The organism is Aquitalea aquatica (genome assembly GCF_013911085.1).
GTDB lineage: Bacteria > Pseudomonadota > Gammaproteobacteria > Burkholderiales > Chromobacteriaceae > Aquitalea > Aquitalea aquatica.
Genome location: NZ_JACERN010000022.1, coordinates 178,044 through 202,556 on the forward strand (window position 1 = coordinate 178,044; position 24,513 = coordinate 202,556).

22 protein-coding genes are annotated in these 24,513 nt (G+C 59.6%); 12 read left to right on the forward strand and 10 right to left on the reverse strand.

Going from position 1 to position 24,513, the window contains the following annotated elements:
* Nucleotides 1-21: 21 nt before the first annotated feature.
* From H2Z84_RS06720 to H2Z84_RS06735, 4 genes are all read right to left on the reverse strand, one after another.
* Nucleotides 22-1,305 carry a HAMP domain-containing protein gene (locus tag H2Z84_RS06720; RefSeq protein ID WP_181835290.1) on the reverse strand — a complete coding sequence of 428 codons (1,284 nt, stop codon included), beginning with the start codon at nucleotides 1,303-1,305 and terminating at the stop codon, nucleotides 22-24.
* Nucleotides 1,306-1,374: 69 nt separating this feature from the next.
* Entirely contained in the window at nucleotides 1,375-2,925 is a 1,551-nt protein-coding gene (locus H2Z84_RS06725; RefSeq protein WP_181835291.1) for a methyl-accepting chemotaxis protein, read from the reverse strand.
* A 157-nt stretch (nucleotides 2,926-3,082) separates the two neighbouring features.
* Nucleotides 3,083-3,583, reverse strand: a complete 501-nt coding sequence (locus H2Z84_RS06730; RefSeq protein WP_181835292.1) for a GNAT family N-acetyltransferase — start codon at nucleotides 3,581-3,583, stop codon at nucleotides 3,083-3,085.
* A 20-nt stretch (nucleotides 3,584-3,603) separates the two neighbouring features.
* The gene (locus H2Z84_RS06735) at nucleotides 3,604-4,146 is read right to left on the reverse strand and encodes a gamma carbonic anhydrase family protein (RefSeq protein WP_181835293.1); all 543 of its coding nucleotides are present in this window, start codon (nucleotides 4,144-4,146) and stop codon (nucleotides 3,604-3,606) included.
* A gap of 138 nt (nucleotides 4,147-4,284) precedes the next feature.
* Between H2Z84_RS06735 and H2Z84_RS06740 the strand changes: the two genes are divergently transcribed.
* Nucleotides 4,285-6,321 (forward strand): M3 family metallopeptidase, encoded by a 2,037-nt coding sequence (locus H2Z84_RS06740; protein WP_181835294.1) that lies wholly within the window; start codon nucleotides 4,285-4,287, stop codon nucleotides 6,319-6,321.
* 321 nt (nucleotides 6,322-6,642) lie between these two features.
* Here the strand turns inward: H2Z84_RS06740 and H2Z84_RS06745 are convergent, their stop codons facing one another.
* Nucleotides 6,643-6,819, reverse strand: coding sequence for a hypothetical protein (locus tag H2Z84_RS06745; protein WP_181835295.1), 177 nt, complete (start codon nucleotides 6,817-6,819; stop codon nucleotides 6,643-6,645).
* Nucleotides 6,820-7,196: 377 nt separating this feature from the next.
* Between H2Z84_RS06745 and H2Z84_RS06755 the strand changes: the two genes are divergently transcribed.
* From H2Z84_RS06755 to rquA, 3 genes are all read left to right on the forward strand, one after another.
* A complete protein-coding gene (locus H2Z84_RS06755; protein WP_181835296.1) occupies nucleotides 7,197-8,825 on the forward strand; it encodes a phosphoethanolamine transferase in 1,629 nt (542 codons plus the stop codon).
* Between the two features lie 69 nt (nucleotides 8,826-8,894).
* Entirely contained in the window at nucleotides 8,895-9,668 is a 774-nt protein-coding gene (xth, locus tag H2Z84_RS06760) for an exodeoxyribonuclease III (protein WP_181835297.1), read from the forward strand.
* 154 nt (nucleotides 9,669-9,822) lie between these two features.
* Nucleotides 9,823-10,524: a rhodoquinone biosynthesis methyltransferase RquA gene (gene rquA, locus H2Z84_RS06765; RefSeq protein ID WP_181835298.1), complete on the forward strand. Its 702-nt coding sequence runs from the start codon at nucleotides 9,823-9,825 to the stop codon at nucleotides 10,522-10,524.
* A gap of 46 nt (nucleotides 10,525-10,570) precedes the next feature.
* Here the strand turns inward: rquA and H2Z84_RS06770 are convergent, their stop codons facing one another.
* A complete protein-coding gene (locus tag H2Z84_RS06770; protein WP_181835299.1) occupies nucleotides 10,571-11,401 on the reverse strand; it encodes a hypothetical protein in 831 nt (276 codons plus the stop codon).
* 196 nt (nucleotides 11,402-11,597) lie between these two features.
* Entirely contained in the window at nucleotides 11,598-12,380 is a 783-nt protein-coding gene (locus tag H2Z84_RS06775) for a ferredoxin--NADP reductase (RefSeq protein WP_103526362.1), read from the reverse strand.
* A gap of 463 nt (nucleotides 12,381-12,843) precedes the next feature.
* On the opposite strand from H2Z84_RS06775, the gene H2Z84_RS06780 reads away from it, so the two are divergent.
* Nucleotides 12,844-13,854 (forward strand): isocitrate/isopropylmalate dehydrogenase family protein, encoded by a 1,011-nt coding sequence (locus H2Z84_RS06780; protein ID WP_181835300.1) that lies wholly within the window; start codon nucleotides 12,844-12,846, stop codon nucleotides 13,852-13,854.
* Nucleotides 13,855-14,511: 657 nt separating this feature from the next.
* Here H2Z84_RS06780 and H2Z84_RS06785 read toward each other — a convergent pair.
* Nucleotides 14,512-15,549 carry a glycosyltransferase family 4 protein gene (locus H2Z84_RS06785; RefSeq protein ID WP_181835301.1) on the reverse strand — a complete coding sequence of 346 codons (1,038 nt, stop codon included), beginning with the start codon at nucleotides 15,547-15,549 and terminating at the stop codon, nucleotides 14,512-14,514.
* Nucleotides 15,537-16,484, reverse strand: coding sequence for a UDP-2,3-diacylglucosamine diphosphatase (locus tag H2Z84_RS06790; RefSeq protein WP_181835302.1), 948 nt, complete (start codon nucleotides 16,482-16,484; stop codon nucleotides 15,537-15,539). Before H2Z84_RS06790 ends, H2Z84_RS06785 begins: the two co-directional genes overlap by 13 nt.
* A 175-nt stretch (nucleotides 16,485-16,659) precedes the next feature.
* Here H2Z84_RS06790 and H2Z84_RS06795 point away from each other — a divergent pair, with 175 nt between their 5' ends.
* From H2Z84_RS06795 to H2Z84_RS06810, 4 genes are all read left to right on the forward strand, one after another.
* Nucleotides 16,660-16,929: a PepSY domain-containing protein gene (locus H2Z84_RS06795; RefSeq protein WP_124642133.1), complete on the forward strand. Its 270-nt coding sequence runs from the start codon at nucleotides 16,660-16,662 to the stop codon at nucleotides 16,927-16,929.
* A gap of 89 nt (nucleotides 16,930-17,018) precedes the next feature.
* On the forward strand, nucleotides 17,019-17,600 hold the full coding sequence (locus tag H2Z84_RS06800) for a cytochrome b/b6 domain-containing protein (RefSeq protein ID WP_181835303.1): 582 nt from the start codon (nucleotides 17,019-17,021) through the stop codon (nucleotides 17,598-17,600).
* Nucleotides 17,601-17,602: 2 nt separating this feature from the next.
* On the forward strand, nucleotides 17,603-18,265 hold the full coding sequence (locus H2Z84_RS06805) for a response regulator (protein ID WP_181835304.1): 663 nt from the start codon (nucleotides 17,603-17,605) through the stop codon (nucleotides 18,263-18,265).
* Nucleotides 18,262-19,635 carry an ATP-binding protein gene (locus H2Z84_RS06810; RefSeq protein WP_181835305.1) on the forward strand — a complete coding sequence of 458 codons (1,374 nt, stop codon included), beginning with the start codon at nucleotides 18,262-18,264 and terminating at the stop codon, nucleotides 19,633-19,635. Before H2Z84_RS06805 ends, H2Z84_RS06810 begins: the two co-directional genes overlap by 4 nt.
* Nucleotides 19,636-19,797: 162 nt before the next feature.
* On the opposite strand, the gene H2Z84_RS06815 is transcribed toward H2Z84_RS06810, so the two are convergent.
* Nucleotides 19,798-20,190 (reverse strand): hypothetical protein, encoded by a 393-nt coding sequence (locus H2Z84_RS06815; protein ID WP_181835306.1) that lies wholly within the window; start codon nucleotides 20,188-20,190, stop codon nucleotides 19,798-19,800.
* 152 nt (nucleotides 20,191-20,342) lie between these two features.
* Here H2Z84_RS06815 and H2Z84_RS06820 point away from each other — a divergent pair, with 152 nt between their 5' ends.
* From H2Z84_RS06820 to H2Z84_RS06830, 3 genes are all read left to right on the forward strand, one after another.
* Nucleotides 20,343-21,647, forward strand: coding sequence for a sensor histidine kinase (locus H2Z84_RS06820; RefSeq protein ID WP_258869320.1), 1,305 nt, complete (start codon nucleotides 20,343-20,345; stop codon nucleotides 21,645-21,647).
* Between the two features lies 1 nt (nucleotide 21,648).
* Nucleotides 21,649-22,176, forward strand: a complete 528-nt coding sequence (locus tag H2Z84_RS06825; protein ID WP_181835307.1) for a response regulator transcription factor — start codon at nucleotides 21,649-21,651, stop codon at nucleotides 22,174-22,176.
* Nucleotides 22,177-22,495: 319 nt separating this feature from the next.
* The gene (locus H2Z84_RS06830) at nucleotides 22,496-24,118 is read left to right on the forward strand and encodes a 3-(methylthio)propionyl-CoA ligase (RefSeq protein ID WP_181835308.1); all 1,623 of its coding nucleotides are present in this window, start codon (nucleotides 22,496-22,498) and stop codon (nucleotides 24,116-24,118) included.
* Nucleotides 24,119-24,513 lie beyond the last annotated feature (395 nt).

Below are 24,513 nucleotides of genomic sequence, written 5' to 3' on the forward strand. Positions count from 1 at the left end.
TTTCATGGGCAAATCACCGCCTCAGCCGGCGTCGTGGGCCTGGGCGGTATGCGGTCCGCTGTGGCTGGCGCGGATGGTGGTCTCACCCTGTGTGCTGTTAAGTACTTCCGGGCGAGTGCCCAGTTGCGACAGCTTGTCGCGGTGGCGTTCTGCCAGGCGCTGGTAGTGTTCGTCGGAGCGGCGGAAGAAAATCAGCTCCTTGTCGGTCATGCGCCTGACCTTGGTGGCCTCCACCGCGGCCTCGTGAGCCAGCAGGCTGCTCTGTTCGGCCATGTCGCGAATGCGCAGTCCCAGCTGGCTGATATCCTCGACGGCGCGGCCCAGCTTTTGTAGCTCGGCCACCGTGCTTTCCAGCTTGGCCTGCAGGCGCTCGCTGGACAGGCCACCCGGCTGGCGGCTTTGCTGCAGGATGTCGGCACTCAGCCCGGCCAGCAGCTGGGCCACTTGCTGGCTTTGCTCGCCATACTGGATTTGCTGGCGGGTCTGCTCCACCACGCGGGTGGTCAGCTCCAGCACTTGCTGGCTCTGGCCTTCGCTGTGGATGGCCGAGACATGCACGTCCTGCATCACCTCCAGCAGCTTGTCCAGTGCCAGGTTGACATGGCGGGCGGCCTGGCCAAGCTCATCCTGGCTGGTGTCGGGCAAGCGGGCAGCGGTATTGCCGGCGGCAATCTTGTCGGCAGCCAGGCACATCATCAGAATGCGGTTTTTCAGGGCGCGGGCGGTTGCCAGCTGCAGCAGCACCACGACGATGCCCACCAGCACCAGCGGGCCGAGAATGGCAAACAACAGCCGGCCCACCGTGGTCTGCATGTCGGCTTCGACCATGCTCAGGCCATCGTGCTCGGCTTGCAGTTGCTGATCGATGGCTTCGATTAGCGGCAGCATGTGCATCTTGTAGGCGGCATCCGGAATGTTCAGCGCATCTTCCGGCGAGGTTTCGGCAATTTTCAGCGCGCTGGCAATCTGGCGGGTAAAGGCTTCCCAGCGCTGGGTCAGTGTCTGGTCGAAGCTGTCGCGCCGTTCGCTGGGCAGGGCGGGCAGGATGTCACCGCGCAGTTGCTGTACCTGCCGGCTGGTATCGGCCAGCTGGCGGGCGGTGCTGTCCAGCATGGGGTCGGCGCGCGCCAGGCTGAGCATGGCGGCTTTCAGTTGATTCAGGTGGGCCGACAGCGCCTGACGCTGGCGGTATTGTTCGAATTGATGGGTCAGCGAATACAGTTGCACACCGGTCAGCGACAGTGCCAGCACCAGGCTGAGCAGGGTGAAGGCAATGGTAAGCCAGAGGCGTTTGACGAGCGACATGGCAGGCTGTCCACAATGGAAAGCCAACACGCTACGGCAAGATCATGACGCGGGTGTGACGGTTTTATGTCAGGTCACACCCGGATGGCGGACTAGGCTGTGTGCAGGCGGAACCAGCTGAGCGCCTGGTTCAGCACGCTGGCCGATTCCGCCAGCTGGCGCATGACCGGGCTGGCGGATGCTGTTGCCAGCCTCGCTCTGCTGCTGGCGCGAATGGCTGATATTGCCCATCAGCTCGTCCAGCCTTGCTAGGGTTTCATCCACGCTGGAGAGGGCGGCATCCAGCGATTGCTGGGCATGCTGGTTGTCGTGGCTGGCCTTGCCGGCGGTATCGATGGCATCGCCCAAGGACTGCTTGACGGTTTCCACCTTGGCCAGGCTGTCGAAAATACGCGAGGTGGCGCTGGCGGTGCGCTCGGACAGCTTGCGCACTTCGTCGGCCACCACGGCAAAGCCACGTCCTTGCTCGCCGGCGCGGGCGGCCTCGATGGCGGCATTCAGTGCCAGCAGATTGGTCTGGTCGGCCACATCGCGGATCAGCGTGCTGATCTGGGCGATGTCGCCAATCGACTGGTTCAACTGCTGCATTTCCTGCATGGCAATGCCGATACGGGCGGCCAGATGCTGCATGGCGCTGGCATTGGCATTGCCCAGCTGACGTGCCTGTTCGGTGCGTTGCAAGGCCTGGCGCGAGCCGGCCTCTGCCTGCTCAATGAATTGCGCCACGCTGTCGGCCTGGCTGGCAATTTGCGCGGCTGCCTCATTGCTCAGATTGGCCTTGCCGGTTTGCAGACGGCTGGCATCCGCCGCCTGGCTGGTGAGTAATTGCAGGTGCTGGCTGTCGCGCTGGTTGCGGCTGGCGTGCTGGTGCACATTGGTCAGTAGCTCGCTCAGGCGCTCGAGAAAGCGGTTGATGCGGGCCGACATCTGCGCCAGCTCGTCCTTGCCGTTTTCCGGCAGGCGCGAGGCCAGATTGCCCTCGCTCAGCGCATCGACGGCATGGCCCATGGCGGCCATCTGCCCTTTCAGGCGGCGCGCCAGTGCCAGCTGGATCAGCACCACGGCCAGGCTGGCCAGCGCCAGCGGCCCCAGAATGAGCACGGCCAGCCGGCCCAGCATGCCGTGCATGGCGGCTTCTTCGCTGCTCTGGCTACTGCTGGCCAGTGCCAGTTGTTTGTCGAGCAGCGCCACCAGCGGCACCAGGCTTTGCTGATAGGCTTGCTCCGGAATCGACAGCGCATCCTGCGGCGCGCTCTGGGCAATGGTGAGCGCACTTTCCAGATTGCGGGTGTATTCCTGCCACAGCTGGCCGGTCTGCTCCTTGAAGGTCTTGGCCTGCGCGTCGGGCAGGTTGGCGGCGATATTCACGCTCAGTCGTGCGACTTGCTGCTTGATCTGCTGCAGGTGCTGGGCGGTGTCCGGCTGCAAGGGGTCGGCGCGTGCCAGGCTCAGTACACCGGCCTTGAACTGGTAGAGATTGGCCGACAGCTGCTGATGCTGGCTATAGTCGTCCACGTGCTGGGTAAGCGAGAACAACTGCTGGCTGGTGACGGCCAGCACGATAAGCAGGCTGGCCACGGTAAACAGAATGGTCAGCCATAAGCGCTTGATCAGGGACATGACATGCTGCTTCAGGACGGATAATGCTGCGCAGTGTAGACCGGGGATATGACATTCCCGTGGCCTGACTTAATGCCAAATGATTTAATTGAATAGGAATGGCCGGGTTTTTTAATAATTTATTTAAATAGTAGATTTAAAATAATGCAAGCCCGGGTCAGGGCTCGCATAGCAGCAGGCAATGCTGGCCATCCGTCTCAAAATGCCCCTCAACCTGCATGCCCAGTTTGGCATGGGCACGTAGCGAAGCCTGATTTTCGGCATTGATGAACAGCAGGGCCTTGTAGCCCGGCAGTTGCTGATGCAGCTGTTGCCCCATGCTGGCCAGCAAGCCCTGGCCGCGAGCGCGTGGTGCAAGACATACCGGGCCATAAAAATAGAAGGGGGCCCTGCCTTGATGCAGCCGGGCCATGGTGGCCGCCAGTGGCTGTTCCTGTCGCTGGCTACTACTGGTAAACAGCACACCCAGCAGGCCAGCATCGTCTTCCGCCACCAGTACCGGCATATTGTCTGCGGCAGCTTGTGCCAGCCAGTGGCTGATCTTTTCCAGCGGGAAATCACCATGCAGCGTACCGCCCTGGCTGCTGCTCTCCGGCAGCATCAGCGCGGCAATGGCCGCGGCATCATTCTCTTTGGCATTACGCAAGCGTGGCGGCATGGTGGTTCTCCGGTAAAAATTTATTCCAGATTCGGCTTATGCTTGTTGGCCACGCGGATATAGTGCTCGGCGGAATACTTGAAATAGTCCAGCTCCTGCTCGCTCAACTTGCGCGCCTGCTTTACCGGGTTGCCCAGGTAGAGGTAGCCGGATTCCAGCCGCTTGCCCGGCGGCACCAGGCTGCCGGCGCCAATCAGTACGCGGTCTTCGATGATGGCGCGGTCGAGAATGATGCTGCCTATGCCCACCAGCACCTCGTTGCCAATGGTGCAGCCGTGCAGGGTGACGTGATGGCCGATGGTGACATGCTTGCCGATATGCAGCGGCGCGCCCACCGGGTCGCTGTCGCGCTTGTGGGTGACATGCAGCATGGCAAAGTCCTGGATATTGCTGCCCTCGCCAATATGAATGGCGTTGACGTCGCCACGGATGACGGCAAACGGCCACACCGAGGCATCCTCTGCCAGCGTCACGTCGCCAATCACCACGGCGGCCGGGTCGATATAGCAGGAGTCGGCAATCTGCGGTGCGCTGCCATCATAGGGGCGGATATTGCGATTCATCAGAACGTCCTCATCTAACAGGTTCAGGATTCCCTATCATATAGCAATGGTTGCTGCCGGTTCGCTGGTGTGCAGCCTGATTTCGATACCGGCGCAGTGCTGTGCCAGCCACTGCCAATTGCCCACAGGAAGTGAACAATGAGCCAGAACCCGCTCCTCGACTTTACCGGACTGCCACGCTTTGCCGAGATTCGCCCCGAACACATCAGCCCGGCCATCGAACAATTGTTGACCGAGGCGCGCCATACCGTGGCCCAGCTGTCCGCCCATGCGGACAGCCCGAGCTGGGAGGATTTTGTTGATCCACTCACCGATGCCACCGAGCGCCTGTCGCGTGCCTGGGGTGTGGTAGGGCATCTGAATGCGGTGGTGAATACCCCGGAACTGCGCGATGCCTATAACGCGAATATTGCGCCGATTTCCGCTTTCTGGACCGAACTGGGACAGAACCTGGACCTGCTAGGCCAGTTCAAGGCCATCGAGGCCAGCCCGGCCTATGCCGGCTACAATGCCGCCCGCCAGAAAATCATCCAGAACGATCTGCGCGACTTCCGCCTGTCCGGTGCCGAATTGCCGGAAGCACAGCGCCAGCGTTATGCCGCCATCCAGAGCAAGCTGGCCGAGCTGTCTGCCCGTTTCGAACAGAATGTGATGGACGCTACCGACGCTTTCAGCCTGTACCTGGACGATGCCGCCGAGCTGGATGGTGTGCCGGAAGATGCGCTGGCCCTGTTTGCCGCTGCCGCCCAGGCTGATGAGAAAACCGGCTACAAGATCACTTTGCAGTTCCCCTTCTACTTTCCGGTGATGCAGTACGCGCACAACCGCGCGCTGCGCCAGAAGCTGTACGACGCTTACGTCAAGCGTGCCTCGGAGTTTGGCCTGCCCGAGCACGACAACACCGAAATCATCCGCGAAAAGCTGCAGCTGACGCGCGAAGAAGCCCAACTGCTGGGCTTTGCCAATTATGCTGAGCTGTCGCTCTACACCAAGATGGCGGAAAGCCCGGCACAGGTAATTGCCTTCCTGCGCGATCTGGCCGCCCGTGCCAAGCCGTTTGCGGCAAAAGACCGTGCCGAGCTGGAAGCCTTTGCCAGCAAGGAGCTGGGTCTCTCCGACCTGCAAGCCTGGGACATCGCCTATGCCGCAGAGAAGCTGCGCGTGGCGCGCTATGCCTTCTCCGAACAGGAAGTGAAGCAATACTTCCCGGAAAGCAAGGTGCTGCCTGGCCTGTTCGGCGTGGTCAACACCCTGTACGGCGTGGAAGTGCGCGACAGCAGCGCGCCGGTATGGCATCCCGATGTCCGTTTCTACGACATCCTCAAGGATGGCCAACTGGTGGGCAGCTTCTATTTCGACCTGTACTCGCGCGAGGGCAAGCGCCCCGGTGCGTGGATGGACGATGCCCGTGGCCGCCGCAAGAAGGGCGATACACTGCAAACCCCGGTGGCCTACCTTACTTGCAACTTCACCCGCCCGGTCGGCGACAAGCCGGCGCTGTTCACCCACGACGAAGTCATCACCCTGTTCCACGAATTCGGCCATGGTCTGCACCATATGCTGACCCAGGTCGAGGAACTGGGTGTATCCGGCATCAATGGCGTGGAATGGGATGCCGTGGAGCTGCCCAGCCAGTTCATGGAAAACTTCTGCTGGGAATGGGATGTGCTGCAAGGCATGACTGCCCATGCCGACACCGGCGAAACCCTGCCGCGCGCACTGTTCGACAAGATGCTGGCGGCCAAGAACTTCCAGAGCGGCATGATGACCGTGCGTCAGCTGGAGTTCTCCTTGTTCGACATGCTGCTGTATACCGACTTCGACGCCAGCAGCGGCGACTGGATGGCCTTGCTGGAGACGGTGCGCGAGGAAGTGGCAGTCAACTTCCCGCCGGCTTACAACCGTTTCCCCAATAGCTTCAGCCATATCTTTGCCGGCGGTTATTCGGCGGGCTACTACAGCTACAAGTGGGCGGAAGTGCTGTCGGCAGATGCCTATGCCGCTTTCGAAGAGGCGGGCGGTGCCAATGCGGTCACCGGCAAGCGTTTCTGGGATGAGGTGCTAGCCGTTGGCGGCAGCCGCTCTGCACTGGAATCCTTCCGTGCCTTCCGTGGCCGCGACCCGCAGATTGACGCCTTGCTGCGCCATTCCGGCATGGTGGAACAGGCAGCTTGAACCACGACAAATATTTACACGGGGGAGGGAACTCCCCTGATTAGCCCTGGCTCTAATCTTTGCTCAACGGGTTATCTCCAAGAGCAGCAAGCGAGCCAGACGCTTATCTCTGCCCCTCAACGGACATCGATATTGTGTCTTTTCCCTACCCCCAATCCCCCTTGGGGGTATTTTTTTGCCTGCAGATCCATCGCAGACATGAAAACACCGCCGTTAGGCGGTGTTGGATCGTGCTTTCAGTGAGATGACGCCTCGGAGAAACTGCCTATTGCCATCTTGGTACATGACCGGGCGCAGGGCTGAATCGCCATTTCACTAAAATCAGCTGGAAGGTTCGTTGTCTGCCTTGTCGGGACGATGCGGACGCTGATGCTGGGCAAAGCCGGGCGTGCGCAGGGTAAAGGCGTCGCTAAAGGGACGCAGCGTGGAACGGTTGGGGTTTTTGGTGGGGCAGAGGGGATGTTGCTGGGACTGCAGGGGTTTGGTTTGTCTGGACAATTTGGTTCTACCGGTGATGAACATGAGTCCATTCTAGCCAGCAATACCGTGATCCGGCAAATTTGATCAAATTTGCTGTTGTTTATTTGTTCAAGCCAGCATCTGCCATGCTGCTTGTCCTGCTGTGTGATACCACGCTTCCTTGCTGCGGCCTGGGTGCGCAGATCTGTTAAAACAATCACTACAGAAATGCCCTATTGCTACCCAACTAATCGGGTAAGATGGCGTCGATTTTCTGCCATGACTGGCTACGTCATTCTGTCGGCCATGGCAACCAAATAATCAAGGCAGACCGTCGCCGCCATGGCCGGTCTGTTCCATTGCCGGGCCAGCTGCACCATGCTGATGTGCGATGGCCCCTTGTTGACGAGGGCAAGATGGTTTTTAACCGCTCCATTCGGCCCGAGCGACTCACCCTGCTGGTGTCGCTCGCGCTGGTATTGTTCTACAACCTGCCGTTCTGGCAGGAAATGTTGCGTATTGTCGGGCCGCTGGATGGCCACGGCATCAAGCTGCTGCTGGAATCCTTCCTGCTGGTGACGGCGTTTTACAATCTGGTGCTGTCGCTGTTCAACTGGCCGTATATCGGCAAGCCGGTGATGGCCTTATTACTGCTGACCACCTCTTTCATTACCTACTTCATGAACCAGTACGGGGTCATGATTGATGTACACATGGTGCAAAACGCAGTCCAGACCGATAACAAGGAAGTGCGCGACCTGCTGACCGGCAAGATGGCGTTTTTTGTCATCGTACTGGGCATACTGCCTGCCTGGTGGGTGTGCCGGCGCCAGATACAATGGCGTTCGCCACTGCGTGAGAGTGGTGCACGTCTACTGACCATCCTGATTTCTGCCGCAGTGCTGTTGGGTATCGCCTTTGCTGCTTATCAGGATTTCGCCTCACTGTTTCGCAACAACCGCCAGCTGCGTCATTACCTGACACCTTTCAACTATATCCAGGCCACCAATGGCTATGTGCAGGACCATTACAATAGTGGCCCGGTGGTGATCAGCCCGCTGGGCGAAGATGCCAAACGCGACCCCAGCTGGCAGCAGCACAAGCGCAAGACGGTATTCGTGCTGGTGGTGGGCGAAACCGCCCGTGCCGATCATTTTTCGCTCAATGGCTACCCGCGCAATACCAATCCCAAGTTGTCAGCCCAGAGCGGTTTGATCAATCTGCCCGATGTGCACTCCTGCGGCACGGAAACTGCGGTCTCGGTGCCCTGCATGTTCTCCAATATCGGCCGCGACAATTACAGTGGCGACAAGGCAGCACGGCAGCAAAACGTGCTGGATATACTCAAGCGTGCCGGTTACAACGTGATCTGGCGCGATAACCAGTCGGGCTGCAAGGATGTGTGTAACCGCGTGACGCTGGAAGACGTCAGCAACAGCAAGGATGACAAGCTGTGTACCACGGGCGAGTGCTGGGATGAAATCCTGATCAAGAATGCCCAGCAACTGATCGACCAGTCTGACCGCGACGTGGTGTTGGTACTGCACCAGATGGGCAGTCACGGCCCGGCCTATTACAAGCGTTATCCGCCGGCGCTGGAGCAGTTCAAGCCGGTATGCCAGACCAGCGAGCTGTCACGCTGCCCGCGCGAACAGATCGTCAACGGTTTCGACAACACCATCCTGTATACCGATACCGTACTGTCCGGCATCATCGACTTCCTGCGTGCCAACCAGCAGCGCTATAACACCGGCATGCTGTATATGGCTGACCATGGCGAATCGCTGGGCGAAAACGGCATGTACCTGCATGGCACGCCCTACCTGTTTGCCCCGGAAGCGCAAAAGCACATCGGGGCGATGATGTGGTTCTCCGACAGTTTCCAGCAGGAAGTCGGCTTGAACCAGCGCTGCCTGGAAGGCCGCAAGGCTGAGCCTTATTCGCATGACAATCTGTTCCACTCGCTGCTGGGCTTGCTGGGTGTGCATACCAGCGTCTACAACAAGCAGCTGGACATGTTTGCTTCCTGCCGCCAGCCGGGCTGATACCTTATATGTAATGTATAGTGGCTGCCTGCTAGCAGCTGCTTTCATCTGTAAACGAGAACTGAAGATATGCAATTAGCCACCTGGAATGTCAATTCACTCAAGGTCCGTCTGCCACAAGTACTGCAGTGGCTGGCGGATAGTCCGGTGGATGTGCTTTGTCTGCAGGAATTGAAGATGGATCAGGATGTGTTTCCGCTGGCCGATATCGAGGCTGCCGGTTACCGCGCCGCCTGGTTTGGCCAGAAAACCTATAACGGCGTGGCCATTCTGGTACGTCAGCCCTTGCCGCTGGAGGATGTGGTGCTGGGCATTCCCGGCTACGACGACCCGCAGCGGCGGGTGATTGCCGCCACGGTCAACGGCGTGCGCGTGATCTGTGGCTACTTCGTCAATGGCGAGGCGGTCGATTCACCCAAATACCCCTACAAGCTGGAATGGCTGGGCAAACTGCATGCCTATGTGGCCGACGAACTCAGCCGCCATCCACAGCTGGCCCTGTTGGGTGACTACAATATCGCGCCGGAAGACCGTGATGTGTACGATCCGGAAAGCTGGCACGAGCAGGTGCTGTGCAGCACGCCCGAGCGCGAGGCCTTTCGCGGCCTGATCAGCCTTGGGCTGGCCGACAGCTTTCGCCTGTTCAATCAGGAGGACAAGCAGTACAGCTGGTGGGATTACCGCGCGATGATGTTCCGTCGCAACAAGGGTGTGCGTATCGACCACATCCTGATTACGCCGGCGCTGCAGGCGCGCGCCAGCGCATGTGTCATCGACAAGGCCCCGCGCAAGTGGGAGCGACCGTCCGATCACACGCCGGTGGTGCTCACCCTGGCAGACTAACCTGTCTCCTGCGCGTACCAACGGCCCGAATGGGCCGTTTTGCATTGGTAAACAGCATGTTGCCGGATCAGGGGAAAGCTTGGCCTAGCTCAATAGTTTGCATATTAGCATTTGCTAAACTTTGTTGATGAATAGCTAATGCCAAGGTGCCACCATGAGCCGCAACCACCCACCGCTACCGTGCAACCCCTATTACGAAGGGGTGCCGGACTACATGACTGAAGTTTACGACTGGGCCTATGTCAACCCGCGCCGCGCCGCGCTGCTGGACCGCAATCTGGTGGTCAGTACGCTGCTGTTTCTGAATGACCAGCGTCTGATGCGCCGTTATCTGCAGCAAATCCGGCCCGGCATGCGGGTATGGCAAGTTGCCCATGTGTATGGCGATCTGGTGGAAAAGGCAGCTGCCAAGGTCAGAAAGCACGGCCAGTTTGTGCTGACTGATATCACTCCGGTTCAGGTTGAGCATGGCGCGCGCAAGCTGGCGGCCTACCCGCAGGCGCGAGTAGTGCGAGCCGATGCGGCCAGCTACCGGCTGGAGCAGCCGGCCGATCTGATCTGCAGCTTCTTTCTGCTGCATGAAGTGCCGGATGATTTAAAACATGACATTGTCGACAACATGCTGTCGCAGGTGCCTGCAGGTGGCAAAGCGGTGTTTGTCGATTATCACAAACCAGCTGCCTGGCAGCCTATTGGTTGGTTACTCAAGTGGGTCAACCGGGTGCTGGAGCCTTTTGCCGAAGCACTGTGGGAAAACGAAATTTCCAGCTATGCCAGCGAAGCTGAGGCTTTTGACTGGCACAAGGAAACCTTGTTTGGTGGCGTTTACCAAGTAGTCACCGTAACGCGCCGCTAGGTTTGTACTTAGCGTTACACGGGCTTACATAGCACTCACAGACGGGCTAGACGGGCAGGGCTAGGATACGACTCATGGAAACACCGCTGCGGTGTCTCGGAAAGAACACTCCCCACTTGATATTGGAGAACGCAACATGAAAAAACTGACCCTGCTCGTTTTGTCTGCCGCCTTCGGTCTGAGCTCCGCTGCTGGTTTCGCCGCCACCAACGCTTCCGCTCCGGCTGCTGCTTCCGCACCGAAAGCCAAAGCTGCCAAGATTCATCACGCCAAAAAGGGCGAAAAGAAAGTAGAAGCTTCTGCTCAGAAAGCACAAGCTGCTGACGCTTCCGCCCCGGCCAAGAAGGCTACCAAAAAGCACCATGCTAAAAAGCACGCTGCCAAGAAAGTAGACGCTTCCGCTCAAAAAGCCCAAGCTGCTGACGCTTCCGCTCCGGCCAAGAAGGCTACCAAAAAGCACCATGCTAAAAAGCACGCTGCCAAGAAAGTAGACGCTTCCGCTCAGAAAGCCCAAGCTGCTGACGCTTCCGCTCCGGCCAAGAAGGCTACCAAAAAGCACCATGCTAAAAAGCACGCTGCCAAGAAAGTAGATGCTTCCGCTCAGAAAGCCCAAGCTGCTGACGCTTCCGCTCCGGCCAAGAAAGCTACCAAAAAGCACCACGCTAAAAAGCACGCTGCCAAGAAAGTAGACGCTTCCGCTCAAAAAGCCCAAGCTGCTGATGCTTCCGCTCCGGCCAAAAAGCACGCTGCCAAAAAGCATCACGCTAAAAAGCACGCTGCCAAGAAAGTAGAAGCTTCCGCTCAGAAAGCCCAGGCTGCTGATGCTTCCGCTCCGGCCAAGAAGCACGCTGCCAAAAAACACCACGCTAAAAAGCACGCTGCCAAGAAAGCCGCTCCGGCTTCCGCAGCAAACTAATCAGACGTCAGCGTCTGGCTCGCAATAAGTAAAGGGAGGCTGCGGCCTCCCTTTTTGCGTCTGTCATTTCCACCAGCGCCAGCTGCCGTGGTGTGCAGGCAAAGAAAAACGCCATCCTGCTGGATGGCGTTTTGTCTGTTGCCAGTGAAAAGTCAGATCACTTTTCCACGAAGGCGCGTTCGATGGCGTAGTCGCCCGGCTCGCCCATGCGCGGAGATTCCTTGAAGCCGAGGCCATTCAGGATTTCGCACAGGTCGTGCAGCATGGACGGGCTACCGCAGATCAGCACGCGGTCGTTTTCCGGGTTCAGCTGCGGCAGGCCGATATCGGCACACATCTTGCCATTGGTGATCAGATCGGTCAGGCGGCCCTGGTTGCGGAAGGGCTCGCGGGTCACGGTCGGATAGTAGATCAGCTTTTCTTTCACGATATCGCCAAAGAACTCGTTTTCCGGCAGTTCATTGGTGATGTAGTCGTGATAGCCCAGCTCGCTGACCCAGCGTACGCCGTGGGTCAGAATGACCTTGTCGTAGCGTTCGTAAACTTCCGGGTCCTTGATGATGGACATGAACGGTGCCAGACCAGTACCGGTGGACAACAGGTACAGGTTTTTGCCCGGCAGCAGGTTGTCTTGTACCAGGGTGCCGGTGGGCTTTTTGCTGATCATCACGGTATCGCCGACCTGCAAGTGCTGCAGGCGCGAAGTCAGCGGGCCGTCTTGAACCTTGATGCTGTAGAACTCCAGATGCTCTTCGTAATTGGAGCTGACAATGGAGTAGGCGCGCATCAGCGGCTTGCCGTTCACTTCCAGGCCGATCATGACGAATTGGCCATTAATGAAGCGCAGACCGGCATCGCGGGTGCAGGTGAAGGTGAACAGGGTGTCGTTCCAGTGGTGAACCGACAAGACCTTTTCAGCGGTCAGATTGGGGGAGGACATATAAATTGCTGCTCGCTATCCAAAAGAAATCAAGGAATGAGTGGTTGCCGCGATTTTACCCTTTTCGGGTCCGCTTGACTAAACATTGCAAGCCGTTCTCACTATGTCATTGTGCATAATGATCAAATCGCTGCGATACCAAGCCTGGCCGCTACCAATGGTTTGCAGGGCTGGGGGCCTGGCGGGAAAGTCAACTGGAACAGGATGTTACCTTAAAGAATGGGGTAGCCCTAACGATTTCTTTCCGCTGTGTTTATTCCTGATTGTTCTTAATGGGTGATTGATTTAGATCAGCAAATTGTATTGTGGTCTGCGCTAATGCATAAGTGTGTTTGCCTGGTCGCGGTTGTCCGACAGTGTACCAAGCCAAACTGAGGCGACATTCTTTTGTCATTATTTTTTAGGTGGCAGGTGTTGTCACGAGTACAATCTGTTGTTCTGCAGACAGAAAGCGGAGCGAGCGATGAAGCTGTGTGTGATTCCCGGAGACGGGATTGGTCATGAAGTGGTGCCGGTGGCTGTGGGCGTGTTACAGGCGGTGCTGCCTGGTTTGCAGCTGGTATTTGCGGATGCGGGCTGGGAAGAGTTCTGCCGCAATGGCAAGGCGCTGCCTGAGCGCACCCTGGCGGCTGCCCGCGAATGCGGGGCGGTGTTTTTTGGTGCCGTCAGCTCGCCCATGCAACTGGTAGAGGGCTATCGCTCGCCCATTGTGCAATTGCGCCGCGAACTGGGCTGCCATGCCAATATCCGCCCCACGCTCAGTTTGCCGCTGGCCAGCAGCCGTAGTGGTATTGATCTGATCATCGTCCGCGAAAATACCGAAGACCTGTATGTAGGTGACGAGCAGTCTGACGGTGAAGTGGCCGTGGCCATCAAGCGCATTACCCGCAAGGCATCCCTGCGGGTGGCGCGTAGCGCATTCGAACTGGCGCGCAATGCTGGCCGCCAGCGCATCACCATCATTCACAAGGCCAATATCCTGCCCCGTACCGATGGCTTGTTCCGCGACTGTGCCAGGGAAGTGGCGCAGGACTACCCCGAGATCGCTGTGGATGAAATGCTGGTGGATACCGCAGCCATGCGTCTGGCGCAGGCACCGGAAAGCTTTGACATGCTGCTGGCCCCCAATCTGTATGGAGATATTTTGTCGGATCTGGTGGCGGCTTTCGGCGGTGGCCTGGGCCTGGCACCTTCATTGAACCTGGGAGTGGCGGCGGCCATTGCCGAGCCAGTGCACGGGTCGGCCCCGGATATCGCCGGCCAGGGCATTGCCAATCCGCTGGCTGCCATTCTCAGTGCAGCCATGCTGCTGCGGGTGTGGTGGCAGCGCCCGGAACTGGCGCTGCGTATCGAGCAGGCAGTGCGGACGACATTGCTGGATGGTATTGCCACGCCGGATGTGATGTCGCCGGGTGTCAGTACCCAGCATCTGGCGCGGGTGGTGATTGAACGGATCAGGCTGCAGCAGGACTAGAATATGAAAGAGGGCGGCTTGACTGGCCGCCCTCCGAGGTGTGTCACTGCATGTTTCAGAAGGATTTGCGGGATAACGCAAACATCACATACAAGACTGCAACCCGAGCCGCGGTGAACATGTTTGCCAACGATGTTCTGAAACCCGCGAACAGGTCATTACCAAAGAACAGGCTGTTTGCACAGCACCAGATAAGTCGTAAAGCACTGATATTACATGAACAATGCCCTTGGTTGCGTGGGCGGTAACATCATGATCGCTGCCTGTTAGGGTGGCGGATAAGGGCATTCAAGCCCCGGCTAACTCATCAAGCTTAAGCAAAGTCTGTTGTTTCGTGTCTGGCTTACCGACGACCTGTCGTTGATGCATCCGTGATGGACGCTGGTAGTGCTCCCGGCTACGCTGAAGCAGCCGCCATCAAACCTGAGAAGGTGATGGGTTCTGAACACAAAGTTGAACAAGGTTGTCGGAATCCGGCCAATGACTCATCCCAAACCCTCCCTGTTACTGAATGATTTCAGTATAGGCCTGTGATCTGCGGACTCAAGTTTTTTTTGCAGCGTGGTGCTGGCTGCGGCCATGGCAATGTGCTGAAGTCTTGTCCCAGCTGCCATGGGCGGCGCAACCTGTTTTGCAACGCGGCTTGTTTCTGTGGCATCAGCCCGCCTGCGGCTTGAGAGTGGCGATACGTTCTTGTGAATTGGGATGCAGATGCTGTTCGAACTGGCGTGCGGCGGCGGCCCAGGAGAATCCTTCGGCAATCCGGCGTACATGGCTGCGGTCGATGTTCATCGCATCCAGACAGGCCTGGCGCAGGTCTTCGGCAAGCACGCCAGCCCCGCTGTTACCGACTACATCCAGTGGCCCGGCCACCGGGTAGGCGGCGACCGGTGTGCCGCAGGCCATGGCCTCCAGCAGCACCAGGCCAAAGGTGTCGGTCAGGCTGGGAAAGACAAAGACGTCGGCCGCGCGGTAGAAGCGGGCCAGCTCGTTTTGCGGGAAGACACCGGCGAAGTGAACTTCAGGATATTCGCGTTGCAGACGGGCCATCAGCGGGCCATCGCCCACTACCCATTTGCTGCCGGGCAGGTCGAGCTTGAGGAAGGCTTCGATGTTCTTTTCCACGGCGACCCGGCCGATGTAGACAAAGCGCGGGGCCGTGCTTTCATCCAGACGCTCGCGTGTGCCGGGCGTGAACAGGCTGGTATCCACGCCACGGCTCCATAACACCACCTTGGTAAAACCGCGGGCGCGCAGGTCGTCGGCAATGGACTGGGTAGGCACCATGGTGGCGGCACCGGCATTGTGGAAATGGCGCATCCAGGCATAGCTGATGGACAGCGGCAGGCGGGTACGGGCGGCGATGTATTCCGGGAAACGGGTGTGATAGGCGGTGGTAAAGGCCAGTTTGTGGCGCAGGCAGTAGCGGCGTGCCGCCAGTCCCAGCGGGCCTTCGGTGGCAATGTGGATGGCGTGCGGTGCGAGTTCGGCAATTCGTCGTGCTACCTGGCGGTAGGGCAGGATGGACAGGCGGATGTCGGGGTAGGTGGGGCAGGGCAGGGTCTTGAATTCCAGTGGCGTGATCATGTCCACCTGATGGCCGAACTGGGTGAGCTCACGGCTGGTTTCGGTGAGGGTACGGACTACGCCGTTGACTTGCGGTTTCCAGGCGTCAGTGACGATCAGGATGCGCATGGTGTCTCCTGGTTGGGGTCGGACAGCTGGGCCGTGGTGTCTGCCCGTGTAAGCAAGGCCGGGGCTGCCGGTTGTGGCAGCCAGGCTGGTTGTGATGCTTCCTGTTGGCCGGTGGCGGGCTGGCCCGCCCTGCCGGTGTGCTTGTTTTTGCGGCGGACCGGTTCTGCTGCGGATTGCAGTTCGGTCCAGTACACCACTTCCAGCCGGCCGTCGGCGTGTTCCACCAGGGCTGACAGGCTTTCTACCCAATCACCACTATTGCCATAGAGGATGCCGTCGATATCCCGCACTTCGGCCTTGTGGATGTGGCCGCAAATCACGCCGTCGTAGTCGCGGCGGCGGGCTTCTCCGGCGAGGATTTTTTCGAAGTCGCTGATGAAGTTGACCGCGTTTTTTACCTTGTGCTTGAGGTATTGCGATAGCGACCAGTACGGCATGCCCAGTTGCTTGCGCAGCCAGTTAAAGCCACGGTTCAGTTCCAGGATGACGGTGTAGAGCGAGTCACCGACATAGGCCAGCCACTTGATGTGCTGGATGACACCATCGAATTCGTCGCCGTGGATGATCAGCAGGCGCTTCCCGTCTGCGGTGGTGTGTTCGGCCTCGCGGCGGATGGCGATGCCGCCGAAGTCCAGCCCCACGTAGTGGCGGGCGGCTTCGTCGTGGTTGCCCGGTACATACACCACCTGACAACCCTTGCGTGCTTTGCGCAGCACCTTTTGCACCACGTCGTTGTGGCTTTGCTTCCAGTACCAGGATTTTTTCAGTTGCCAGCCGTCTACGATATCGCCCACCAGATAGAGGTGGTCGGATTCGTTGTGCTTGAGGAAGTCGAGTAAATGATCGGCGCGGCAACCGGAGGTGCCCAGATGTACATCGGAAATCCAGATGGCGCGGTAGTGGCGGCTGCTGGTGGAGGCGGTGTCGGGCTGCATGTCGGGTCCGTTCTGCCGTGGTGTACCGCGTCATGCTGCATGGTGCAGATGACAGCGCGATGTGGCTTTGGTGACGTGCGGATGACGCAGCGTGGTTTTAAGTTGGGTTTAAGACTGCTGCGTTTAAATAGCCCTGCCACCGGAATGAACCGGTTTAATCCTGGAGATTCGAGAAATGAAAAAACTGTTGCTGACCGCCCTGTTCGCTGCCTTTGCTGCCCCTGCCGTTTTTGCTGGTGCCAAGTGTGAAACCCACCCCAAGAGCGAGTGGATCAAGCAGGAAGATTTCAAGAAGCAGCTGGAAGGCCAGGGCTACAAGATCGACAAGTTCAAGGTGAGCGGCCAGTGCTACGAGATCTATGGCAAGAACAAGGATGACAAGAAAGTGGAAATCTACTTCGATACCAAGACCGGCAAGCCGGTGAAGAGCGAAGTACAGCAATAAGGTGTTGCATGCCGGGGCACGTTCCCGGTGCGGGAGAGCCGGCGGCCATCAGGCGCCGGCCTGCTCTTTTGCTGAAAGGAAATAGATTGATGGCTGACAATACACAGGGAATCAAGGTGTGGGACCGTTTTGTCCGGGTGTTTCACTGGACGCTGGCGGCCTGTGTGCTGGGCAATTATTTCGTACTGGAAGATGGTGAAGGCCCGCATCGCTGGGCTGGTTATCTGGCGGCTGCTCTGGTGCTGTCACGCGTGGTATGGGGTTTTGTGGGCAGCAGGCATGCCCGTTTTGCCGATTTCTTTCCTACGCCACGCCGCTTGCGGGCACACTGGCAGGATATGCGCCAGGGACGGCTGGATGCCCATGCCGGGCATAACCCGCTGGGTGCATTGATGATGCTGTGGCTGATGGCGCTGGTGCTGAGTCTGGGCGTGAGCGGTTATCTGCTGGGCACCGATGCCTTCTGGGGCGATGACGGCATGCAGGAGCTGCATGAGGCACTGGCCAATATCCTGATTGGCAGTGTCGGTCTGCATGTGCTGGCGGCATTGGTGATGAGCCGGCTGGGTGGCGTCAATCTGGTTAAGGCCATGGTCACCGGCGTCAAGCCCATGCCGCCGGACGGCGGCGAGCAGGCCATGCCTGAGCCGGAGTTCGAAACAAGGAAGTAAACATGCGCATATTGGTGGTGGAGGATGATCCGCTGATTGGTGACGGCCTCAAAATGGGGCTGGGCCAGCTGGGTTTCGTGGTCGACTGGTTTCGCCAGGGGCGGGAAGGGCTGGCCGCGCTATCGGCTGCCCCGTTTGATGCCGTGGTGCTGGATTTGGGACTGCCCGGCATGGATGGCATGGATATCCTCGCCGCCTGGCGTCAGGCTGGACAGGATGTGCCGGTACTGGTGCTGACTGCCCGCGATACGCTGGACGAGCGCCTGCAAGGGCTGGATGCCGGCGCGGATGATTATCTGGTCAAGCCGTTTGCGCTGAGTGAAGTGGCGGCACGCTTGCGGGCGCTGATTCGCCGGCGCCATGGTCAGAGCGTGAGCCGGCTGGTGCATGGTGCGGTCAGCTTTGATCCGGTTGCCCGCACCGCCTGGCTGGATGACAAGGCACTGGAACTGACCGCGCGCGAACTGGCCCTGCTGGAGCTGCTGCTATCCAGCAAGGGGCGGGTATTGTCGCGTGAGTTGATCGAAGAAAAGCTATACGGCTGGGGGCAGGAGCTGGAAAGCAATGCAGTGGAGGTGTATGTCCACCATCTGCGCAAAAAACTGGGTGCTGGTTTTATCCGCACGCAGCGTGGCATCGGCTATGCGCTGGGCGAGCTGCAATGATCAAGCGCCAGCGCACCTTGCAGCGCCGTCTGGCGGTGCTGCTGCTGATTACCGTACCGCTGATCTGGCTGGTGTCTACTGCGGTGGCCGCCTATGTCGCCCACCATGAAGTGGACGAATTGTACGATACCCAACTCACCCTGTTTGCCCGGCAATTGCTCAGCGTCAACATGGGCGAGCATGGTGACGATCCGCTGCCGGTATTGCCCAAGACCAAGAAGCTGATTCGCGGCGGCGATCGTGGTGATGCCGAAGATGATGATATTGGTGTAGCGGTATGGAATGAGGCCGGTGATTTGCTGCTGAGTGATGGCAAGGGGCGTCATTTCAGCTTTGAGGCTGGCCGGCGCGGGTTTTATACGGTGAGCGGCCATGGTGACAAGGATGAGTGGCGCTTGTTCTATCTGCCGGCACCGGATGGTTCACGATTGGTGGCGGTAGGGCAGCGGCAGAAGCTGCGCCATGAGGTGGTGCTCAAGGTGATACAAGGGCAGCTACTGCCGTGGTTGCTGGGTTTGCCGGTATTGCTGCTGCTGATCCTGTGGGCGGTGCGCAAGGGCTTGCGGCCCTTGCAGCAGGTGGCCGCCGACCTTGGCCGCCGCAGTGCGCTGGATAGTAGCCCGCTGGCTGAAGACGTACCGGGCGAGGTATTGCCCATGGTACGTGCCTTGAATGCGCTATTTGCCCGTATTGCCGACACGGTGGAGCACGAACGCCGTTTCACTGCGGATGCCGCACATGAGCTGCGCACGCCGCTGGCGGCCTTGCAGGTACAGGCCGAGGTCATGGCGCTGATGCCGGATGAGACCGGCCGCCAGCATGCGCTGCGGCAGTTGCAGCAGGGCATTGGCCGGGCCACCCGGCTGGTGGAGCAATTGCTGGCCTTGTCCCGGCTGGATCCGCTACAGGGTTTGCCAGCCGCGCAGCCTGTGGACTGGGCCACTGTCTGTGGCGATGCCATGGCCGATGTCGCCGCAGTTGCGGCCACCAACAATATGCAGCTACAGCTACAGCTGCAATGGCAGGACAACCCAGCGCAGGTCTTGCCGCTGAGTGGTGATGCCACCTTGCTTACGCTGATGCTGCGCAACCTGCTGGACAACGCGGTGCGCTATTGCCCGCCCGGTGCCTGCATCGAGTTGCAGGCAGCGGCGACTGGCATTGTGGTGCGGGATAACGGGCCGGGTATTGCGCCGGAATGGCTGGATCGGGTGCATGAGCGTTTTTTCCGGCCCCCCGGACAGGATGTGGCGGGCAGCGGGCTCGGCTTGTCCATTGTCGAGCGCATTGCCAGCCTGCATGGGCTGAGCCTGACATTGGCAAACCGCGATAGTGGTGGCCTGCAGGTACGCTTGTGCAAGGCCGACTGAGACACTGCGGCAATCTGTCGCATTGGCCTGGCATTTGCAACAGCGTATTGTTGGTGCCAGATACGCCGGTAGGTCCAAGCCTGCCGGGACGCACTCCAAGGTGTTATTGCCCGCCCCGACCAGGCGGGCTTTCTTTTTGTCGCCTGCCGCAGGTGTGGCCGATCAGCGGCCTGGCTCGGGCTGGCTGCGCAACAGCCAGAACAGTGCGTTGCATACCCCGCCCGCCACGGCGCCGACATAATAGTTGAATAGCGGGTCGTATAGCGCCGGCTGTAGCCAGCGGCTGTAATACAGGGTGATCACCCCGCCGGTCAGTGCGCCGGGCAGGGCGGCCACAGCCAGCAGTCGCCAGCGTGGCCAGCTTTGCTGCCAGCGGCTGATGCCGCTATCCAGCGACAGGCGCAGCAGCACTAGCAATATGCCGGCCAGCGCGGCCGGCAGCGCGCCGATCATGTAGGCCAGCAAGGGCAGCACACCGCTGGCCAGCAAGCCCACCAGTGGCCCCAGCGCGATAAACAGGATCAGGCCGCAGCCTGCGAGTTTCAAATGTTTCATCCGGCACAGTTCGACAAAAAGTGTTGCAAGACTAGCAGACTGGCCGGGCGGCGACGAGCGGGGCAGCTACCATCGCGGCCAGTTGCCGCGGTCATGGGCTGCGCCGCGCCGGTATCAGCCTCTGGCCATGCCAGTTGGGGGTGTGCGGCATTATGTCGCAGCCACCACTGGCGCTGCGGGATGCTAAAGTGTCGGCCATGCTGGCCCAACTGTTTTCCTCTTCTTCCCGCCTGGTTGCCGATCTGCCGGATGCGGTGCGCCTGATTGCCCGTCTGCGCTGGCTGATGCTGGCCGCTGGTGGCCTGTTGCTATTGCTGTGCTGGCTGACAGGTCTGGCACTGCCCTGGCTGTTGCTGCTGCAGGCACTGGCCACGCTGGCCTTGTTCAATGGTGTACTGAGCAAGCGGCTGCTGCACGGCAGTCCGGCCTTGCCATTACTGCGGCTGGGCTTGCTGGCGGATGTGCTGGCTTTGACCGAATGCATGGCTTTCAGCGGTGGCGCGGCCAATCCGCTGGCCTCCTTGTATCTGCCACCGGTGTTGTTTGCTGCCTTGCTGTCACCCGGCCTGTTTGCCTGGGGCTTGTCCTTGCTCAGCATGCTGGCTTATGCCGCGCTGTTTGGCTGGCATCTGCCCTGGCCCTTGCAGGGCAGCGATGCGGCCTATGCCTTTTCCCTGCATCTGGTCGGCATGTGGCTGACCTTTGCCCTGTCGGCGCTGCTGATTACCAGCTTTGTGTCCTGGCTGGCCCGCCAGCTGGCGGCGCGCGAGGCGGCGCTGGCGGCCGCACGGGAAACCCAGCTGCGCGATGAACAACTGCTGGCAGTGGGCATGCAGGCGGCTGGTGCGGCGCATTCGCTATCCACGCCCATCAATACCCTGACCTTGCTGGTGGATGACATGCTGCAGCAGCATGCGGCCGATCAGCCGCTGTGCGAGGACCTGCAACTGATGCGGGCGCAATTGGGTAGTTGTGCCCAGGCGCTGACGCGGCTGAAGCAGGGCATTCAGCCACAGGGTGCTACCATTGCGCTGTTTGCCACCCTGGCGCAGCAGCTGTCCGGCTGGCGTAGCTTGCGGCCGGATGTGCGGCTGGAATGGCAGGCCCCGGCCGGAGCCGACCCGCTGGTGCGGCTGGATGCGGCATTCTGGCCGGCCTTTTTCAATCTGATCAATAATGCGGCCGAGGCAGGTGGTGGCGAGCTGACGGTGATCGCATCCTTGCCGGAGGGGCAGTTGCAATTGGACATCATCAATCGCGAAGGCTGCCTCAGCGCGCAGCAATTGCAGCGCGCCGGCCTGGCACCGCAAGATTCGGACAAGCCGGCCGGCATGGGGCTGGGGGTGATGCTCAGCCACGCCACGCTGGCACGGCTGGGTGGAACGCTGACCCTGGATAACCGTGCCGAGGGTGGCGTGCACGCCTGCGTGCGGTTGCCCTTGCAAGGGGAGGCGTGACATGGCGCTGGATTTCCTGCTGGTTGATGACGACCAGGCTTTTGCCATGGTGTTGGCGCGTTCGCTGACGCGGCGGGGCTTTCGTGTCGAGTGTGCCGCAGATGGCGCTGGCGCACTGCAAGCGCGCGATGAGCCACCGCTGCGCATCCTGCTGGACCTGAATCTGGAAGGTGAAAGTGGCTTGCGGCTATTGCCTGCATTACGGCAGTGCTATCCCCATGCAGCGGTGGTGGTGCTCACCGGCTATGCCAGTATCGCCACCGCGGTAGAGGCGACCAAGCTGGGCGCGGTGCAATATCTGGCCAAGCCGGCCACGGTGGATGACATCCTGGCGGCTTTTCAGCAGGTGATGGCCAATCCGGAGCTGCCGCTGGCGCCGCAGCCGATGTCGCTGCGGCGGGTCACCTGGGAGCACTTGCAACGAGTGCTGAACGAGAACGATGGCAATATCTCGGCGACGGCCCGCGCCATGGGCATGCATAGACGCACCTTGCAACGCATGCTGGCCAAGCGCCCCGTGAAAAGCTAAAACGCATCAGCTGTTGTATTGCCAGCACAGTGCCATGGGTGGCCAACTGGCAAGCTGCTTGTCGTGCAGCTTTGCAGTGGAGTTGCCGGCCGGGTGGAATGCATCGCAGGCGGGCCGGTGGCAGCCTTGCTGCAGCAATGCTTTGTCATCTTTTCTGCCAAGCAAGCGCTAGGAAGCTTCCTGTCTTATTCCCTGTAAACCTCTGTTTTCATCAGCAGGTCTTTCCTGTTTGCATCAGAAAATGTGATTGGAGCAAATGCCCCAAAATGCCTATGGTCTTTTGATGCATTCCAAACCACGACAATAGAGGGGAAACAAGATGCGTGGACAAATGATGGAGCAGCCGCTGCTGATCTCCGCCCTGCTGCAACATGCCGAAACCTACCATGGCGATAGCGAGATCGTGTCGCGCACCGTGGAAGGCCCGATTCACCGCTATACCTACCGTGAAGCAGCGCGCCGCAGCCGGCAGCTGGCCAATGCCCTGGCCGGCCTTGGCGTGCAGCACGGCGATACCGTGGGCACCTTGGCCTGGAATGGCTACCGCCACTACGAAATCTACTTTGCCACCTCCGGCTCCGGTGCTATCTGCCATACCGTCAATCCGCGCCTGTTTGCCGAGCAGATCAGCTACATCATCAATCACGGCGAAGACAAAGTCCTGATGTTCGATTTGAGCTTTCTGCCCGTCGTCGAGCAGATTGCCGCCGAACTGACCACCGTGCAGCACTTTGTGCTGCTGACCGACCGCGCCCACATGCCGCGCGAGTCCACGCTGGACAACCTGCTGTGCTACGAAGACCTGGTCAACAGCCACAGCGACCAATACCAGTGGCCGGATTTCGACGAAAACACCGCCTCCAGCCTGTGCTACACCTCGGGTACTACCGGCAACCCCAAGGGTGTGCTGTATTCGCACCGTTCCACTGTACTGCATGCCTTTGCCAGCTCGCTGCCGGACAGTCTGGATATCTCGGCCCAGGGTGCCATCATGCCGGTGGTGCCGATGTTCCACGTCAATGGCTGGGGCCTGCCCTACAGCTGCACCATGAACGGTGCCAAGCTGGTATTGCCCGGCCCCAAGATGGACGGCGTCAATCTGTACGAGCTGATCGAGTCCGAAGGCGTGACCATGGCCGCCGGTGTGCCCACCATCTGGATGATGCTGCTACAGCACTGTCAGAAGAATCATCTGAAGATTCACAGCCTGAAGCGCGTTATCGTCGGTGGCTCGGCTGCGCCGGAAAGCATGGTCGATCAACTGGCCGAGCATGGTGCCGAACTGCGCCAGCTGTGGGGCATGACCGAGCTGTCGCCCTGTGGTACCACCAGCACCCCCAAGTTCAAGCACAAGGGCTGTGACACCCCGACGCTGCGCGGCTTGCAAACCAAGCAGGGCCGGCCGATTTACGGCGTGGCCATTCGTATTGTCGATGATGAAGGCAAACCGCTGCCCAACGATGGCGTGGCCTTTGGCAATCTGCAGGTCAAGGGTTCCTGGGTGTTGTCGCGCTACTTCAAGCGTGAGCTGGACGACTCGCATACCGAGGATGGCTGGTTCAATACCGGCGACGTGGTCACCATCGACCGTGATGGCTACATGAAGATTACCGACCGCACCAAGGACGTGATCAAGTCTGGTGGCGAGTGGATCAGCTCCATCGAACTGGAAAACATCCTGGTGGGGCACCCGGCAGTGGCCGAAGCCGCCGCTATTGGCGTGCTGCATCCCAAGTGGGACGAGCGTCCGCTGATGGTGGTGGTGCTCAAGCCCGGTGCCAGCGCCACCCGCGAAGAGCTGATCGGCTTTTACGAAGGCAAGATTGCCAAGTGGTGGACGCCGGATGACGTGGTGTTCCTGGACGAGCTGCCGCATACCGCCACCGGCAAGCTGCAGAAGATGAAATTGCGTGAAATGTTCAAGGATTACCAGTGGGCATGAGCGCTAAGAACTGCTAACAAAAGCGCGTAGAGAACCCGGGCCAAGGCGCGCCGACGCAGACAGTACAAAGAGTAGGGCAAGGAGGCGCAAGGCAGGCGCGGGGGTTTTGTTAGCGGGTCTAAGCCGCTGAATTGAATGGACAGAATAGAGCTTTTGCGCTAAATTGTGCATCGCACTGAAGGCCGCAAGGCCTTTTGTGGTGTTAGCCCCTCGAAGCATCAGCTGGTAACCCCAGCCAGATGTTTCTTCCTCGTGTTGGCCCCTGAGAACCCTCAGGGGATTTTTTTTGCCTGCTTGTCCTGCCCCTACTGTCAGCAGCCATGCCGGCTGCTGTGTCATTTGTGCTGCCTTGTACTAGGCCTGATATAGCATTGCCTGCTGTAAACCGCCTTTAC

Excerpts from the sequence above, each read along its gene's own strand:
- H2Z84_RS06720 (WP_181835290.1), bottom strand. The coding sequence starts at position 1,305 with ATGTCGCTCGTCAAACGCCTCTGGCTTACCATTGCCTTCACCCTGCTC.
- H2Z84_RS06725 (WP_181835291.1), bottom strand. The coding sequence starts at position 2,925 with ATGTCCCTGATCAAGCGCTTATGGCTGACCATTCTGTTTACCGTGGCC.
- H2Z84_RS06730 (WP_181835292.1), bottom strand. The coding sequence starts at position 3,583 with ATGCCGCCACGCTTGCGTAATGCCAAAGAGAATGATGCCGCGGCCATT.
- H2Z84_RS06735 (WP_181835293.1), bottom strand. The coding sequence starts at position 4,146 with ATGAATCGCAATATCCGCCCCTATGATGGCAGCGCACCGCAGATTGCC.
- H2Z84_RS06740 (WP_181835294.1), top strand. The coding sequence starts at position 4,285 with ATGAGCCAGAACCCGCTCCTCGACTTTACCGGACTGCCACGCTTTGCC.
- H2Z84_RS06755 (WP_181835296.1), top strand. The coding sequence starts at position 7,197 with ATGGTTTTTAACCGCTCCATTCGGCCCGAGCGACTCACCCTGCTGGTG.
- xth (WP_181835297.1), top strand. The coding sequence starts at position 8,895 with ATGCAATTAGCCACCTGGAATGTCAATTCACTCAAGGTCCGTCTGCCA.
- rquA (WP_181835298.1), top strand. The coding sequence starts at position 9,823 with ATGAGCCGCAACCACCCACCGCTACCGTGCAACCCCTATTACGAAGGG.
- H2Z84_RS06775 (WP_103526362.1), bottom strand. The coding sequence starts at position 12,380 with ATGTCCTCCCCCAATCTGACCGCTGAAAAGGTCTTGTCGGTTCACCAC.
- H2Z84_RS06780 (WP_181835300.1), top strand. The coding sequence starts at position 12,844 with ATGAAGCTGTGTGTGATTCCCGGAGACGGGATTGGTCATGAAGTGGTG.
- H2Z84_RS06785 (WP_181835301.1), bottom strand. The coding sequence starts at position 15,549 with ATGCGCATCCTGATCGTCACTGACGCCTGGAAACCGCAAGTCAACGGC.
- H2Z84_RS06790 (WP_181835302.1), bottom strand. The coding sequence starts at position 16,484 with ATGCAGCCCGACACCGCCTCCACCAGCAGCCGCCACTACCGCGCCATC.
- H2Z84_RS06795 (WP_124642133.1), top strand. The coding sequence starts at position 16,660 with ATGAAAAAACTGTTGCTGACCGCCCTGTTCGCTGCCTTTGCTGCCCCT.
- H2Z84_RS06800 (WP_181835303.1), top strand. The coding sequence starts at position 17,019 with ATGGCTGACAATACACAGGGAATCAAGGTGTGGGACCGTTTTGTCCGG.
- H2Z84_RS06805 (WP_181835304.1), top strand. The coding sequence starts at position 17,603 with ATGCGCATATTGGTGGTGGAGGATGATCCGCTGATTGGTGACGGCCTC.
- H2Z84_RS06810 (WP_181835305.1), top strand. The coding sequence starts at position 18,262 with ATGATCAAGCGCCAGCGCACCTTGCAGCGCCGTCTGGCGGTGCTGCTG.
- H2Z84_RS06815 (WP_181835306.1), bottom strand. The coding sequence starts at position 20,190 with ATGAAACATTTGAAACTCGCAGGCTGCGGCCTGATCCTGTTTATCGCG.
- H2Z84_RS06820 (WP_258869320.1), top strand. The coding sequence starts at position 20,343 with ATGTCGCAGCCACCACTGGCGCTGCGGGATGCTAAAGTGTCGGCCATG.
- H2Z84_RS06825 (WP_181835307.1), top strand. The coding sequence starts at position 21,649 with ATGGCGCTGGATTTCCTGCTGGTTGATGACGACCAGGCTTTTGCCATG.
- H2Z84_RS06830 (WP_181835308.1), top strand. The coding sequence starts at position 22,496 with ATGCGTGGACAAATGATGGAGCAGCCGCTGCTGATCTCCGCCCTGCTG.